The 3,150-nt window shown below is 70.3% G+C and carries 3 protein-coding genes; 2 read left to right on the top strand and 1 reads right to left on the bottom strand.

Annotated elements, in window-relative coordinates; translation table 11 throughout:
* Positions 1-770, top strand: a 770-nt coding sequence (locus WBA11_RS08885) for an alpha/beta fold hydrolase (protein WP_424520342.1), incomplete at its 5' end; no start/stop codon positions are given.
* Here WBA11_RS08885 and WBA11_RS08880 read toward each other — a convergent pair.
* Positions 767-1,120: a hypothetical protein gene (locus WBA11_RS08880; protein WP_424520341.1), complete on the bottom strand. Its 354-nt coding sequence runs from the start codon at positions 1,118-1,120 to the stop codon at positions 767-769. The two genes, WBA11_RS08885 and WBA11_RS08880, sit on opposite strands and share 4 nt — an antisense overlap.
* A 123-nt stretch (positions 1,121-1,243) precedes the next feature.
* Between WBA11_RS08880 and WBA11_RS08875 the strand changes: the two genes are divergently transcribed.
* Positions 1,244-3,150, top strand: a 1,907-nt coding sequence (locus WBA11_RS08875) for a cation:proton antiporter (protein ID WP_424520340.1), incomplete at its 3' end; no start/stop codon positions are given.

Here is a 3,150-nt window from a genome sequence, read left to right as displayed (position 1 = left end):
ACACGCTCTTGCTGATGGTCCACGGCCTGTGCATGCACGACGGCCGCTGGGGCGACGCCGAGCACGACATGACCGCCGAGCTCGCCCGCGGGCTGAGGGCCGTCCCGCTCAGCGTGCGGTACAACAGCGGCCGGCACGTGTCCCAGAACGGCCGCGACCTCGCCGGCCTCCTCGACCGGCTCGCGTCCTCGAGGCCGAGCCCGCGCCGCTTGGTCCTCGTCGCCCACAGCATGGGCGGCTTGGTTGCGCGGTCCGCCCTCGAGGTCGCACGCGTCGAGGAACACGAATGGCTCGGCCTCGAGGTCGAGCTGGTGACGCTGGGGACGCCGCACCACGGGGCGCCGCTCGAGCGGCTGGGCAACGTGGTGGACGGGTTGCTCGGGTCGAACCGCTTTTTCGAGCCCTACGCCCGGCTCGGAAAGGCGCGGAGCGCGGGCGTCACCGACCTGCGCTTCGGCAGCGTCCACGAGGACGACTGGGCCGACCGTGACCGCTTCGAGCGCGGCGAGGACCGCCGGCGTCACGTGCCGCTTCCTGCCGGCGTCGACGTCTACATGATCGCGGCGTCCCCGACAGGCGCGGACCTGCCCGACCGAACGCTGGGCGACGGCCTCGTCCGGCTCGACAGCGCCCTGGGCCGGCACCCCGACCCCGAACGCGTCCTCGAGGTCGCGCCGGACCGCCAGCACGTCCTCGAGGGCATCAACCACTTTGACTTGGTCCGCAGCCCAGCCGTGACCGCCCGCGTGCTGGGGTGGCTCGCTCGCTAGTCGCGGACAGGAATCCGCTCGCCGTCCGGCGCCAGGAGAACGACGGAGCCGTCGAGGCCCTCGAGGTCGGCCGACGCGGTCGTCGTGATGAAGGCCTCGCAGGCGTCGCCGTTCGCGTCGTGCGTGAGCCAGACTTCGGTGAACCCGTCCGCCGGTCGCGTCCTGGTCTGGAAGCTGTGCTCCTCACAGCCGCCGCTGTACCGGACCGTGACCTCGAGGTCGTCGCCCTCGAGGGCGACGCTGCCCACGGTGGCGTAAGGGTCGCCGAAGTCGGGGAGGGTGCTGCTGTTGGCCGGCTCAGGCGAGTTGTCGCAGGCGGCGACGGCGAGGAGCAGAAGGGTCCAGCGCATAGCGGGGGTGCTGCGAGTGAGTGACCGAACGTAGGGCGAGCGTCCTCGAGGGCGATGGCACGGTGGATGCATCCTACGGCGATCTGCAGGGCGGTAGGTTCGGGGCTCCTCTCCGCTCTGCGTGTGGACTTCCCCGTCCCGGACCTGCCCGTCACCGACCCCGTCCTGATCGTCGCGATCACGATGGGGATCCTGCTGGTCGGGCCGCTGCTGTTCGAGCGGTTGCGGATTCCGGGGCTGGTCGGCCTGATCGCTCTCGGCGCGGTCGCGGGGCCGAGCATGACGGGGCTGCTGGAGCGCGACGCGACGTTCGTGCTGCTGGGCACCTTTGGGCTGCTGTACCTGATGTTCATGGCGGGCATCACCTTGGACCTGGCCGAGTTCGCCCGGCAGAGGACGAAGGCGCTGCTGTTCGGCGCGCTGTCGTTCGCCTTGCCGATGACCCTCGCGCTGATCTTCGCGCCCCGGATCCTGGGCTACGGGTTTCCGGCCGCGGCGCTGCTCGGCTCCATCGTGGGCAGCCACACCCTGCTGGCGATCCCGCTCGCGACGCGCTTGGGCATCGCAAAAAACAAGTCGCTGGTGATCGCGACCGGCGCGACGCTCGTCACGGACCTGTTCTCGCTCCTGGTCCTGGCCGTCGTTCAGGGCGTCGCGAGCGGAGAGGCCGACGCTGAGTTCTGGCTGACGTTCGCGCTCAAGGACATCGTCTGGGCGCTCGCCGTGCTGTGGCTCCTGCCGAAGGCCGCGCGCGCGTTCTTCCGCCGCGTCCGACGCGAGGACGATGCCGCGTTCGCGTTCCTGCTGGCGATGGTCTTCTTCTCTGCCTGGACCGCGTCTCTTGCCGGCTTGGCTCCGATCATCGGCGCGTTCCTGGCCGGCATCGCGCTCAACCGGCTGATCCCGAAGCAGAGCCCGCTGATGACGCGGCTGCAGTTCGTCGGCAACGCGTTCTTGGTGCCGTTCTTCCTCGTCTCGGTCGGCCTGCTGGTCGATGTCGCGGTGTTGGGCTCCCTCGAGGTCTGGGGGCTGGCGCTGTTCTTTACCTCCGTCGTCATCCTGGGCAAGGGCGGCGCGGCGCTGCTGGGTATCCCGTTTTTTGGGTTCACCAAGAACGAAGGGCTGACCGTCGCGGGGCTGACGTTTCCTCAGGCCGCGGCGACGCTCGCGGTCACGCTGATCGGGTTCGACATCGGCCTGTTTACCCAGACGGCCGTCAACGCCGTCGTGTTGGTCATCGTCCTAACGTGTCTGCTCGGCCCGAGCCTGGTCCAGTTCTTCGGCCGCAAGGTAGCGCTCGCCGAGGCGGACCGGCCCTACGAGCCGGCCTCGGCGCCGGAGCGGATCGTGGTGCCGCTCGCCAACCCCGACACCGCCGCCGACCTGATGGAACTGGCGCTCCTGCTGCGGAGTCCCGACAGCGAGGAGCCCGTCTTCCCAATCGCCGTCGCCCGTGGCGGAGCTGACGAGGCCGAGAACGTGGCCCTGGCCGAACGCCTGATGGAGAAGGCCGTGCTGCACGCGACCGCCGCCTCCGTCCCCGTCTCCCCAACGGTCCGCATCGACGACAACCCGGTCCGCGGCATCGTCCGAGGCGCGCGTGAGCTGCGGGCGTCCGAGATCGTGGCGGGCTGGAATGGACAGCGCTCGCCCGGCGCCTTGGTGTTCGGCCAGGTCATCGACGGCGTCTTGGAGGAGAGCCGGTCGATGGTGGTGGTGGCCCGGTTGGTCGCGCCTCTCGCCGCGGCGACGAGGTTGGTCGTGATCGTTCCACCGCTCCTGTACCGAGAGGCCGGGTTCGCCCGAGCGGTCCGCGCCCTGAAGGTGCTGGCCGCGCAAAAGGGGCTCCGCATCTTGGTCGTCGTGACGGAGGAGGACCGCCTCGAGGTCGAGGACCGCTTCCGCGCCGCACGCCCCGAAGCAGCCCTCGACCTCGAGGCCGTCGAGACGTGGACCGACGCCATGAAGACGGTCGACGGGATCGTCCAGACCGGCGACGTGATCGCGTTGGTCGGCGTGCGCTACGGGGC

The organism is Rubrivirga sp. (assembly GCF_049648075.1).
Taxonomy (GTDB): domain Bacteria; phylum Bacteroidota; class Rhodothermia; order Rhodothermales; family Rubricoccaceae; genus Rubrivirga.
This window is presented reverse-complemented; position numbering and strand designations above follow the sequence as displayed.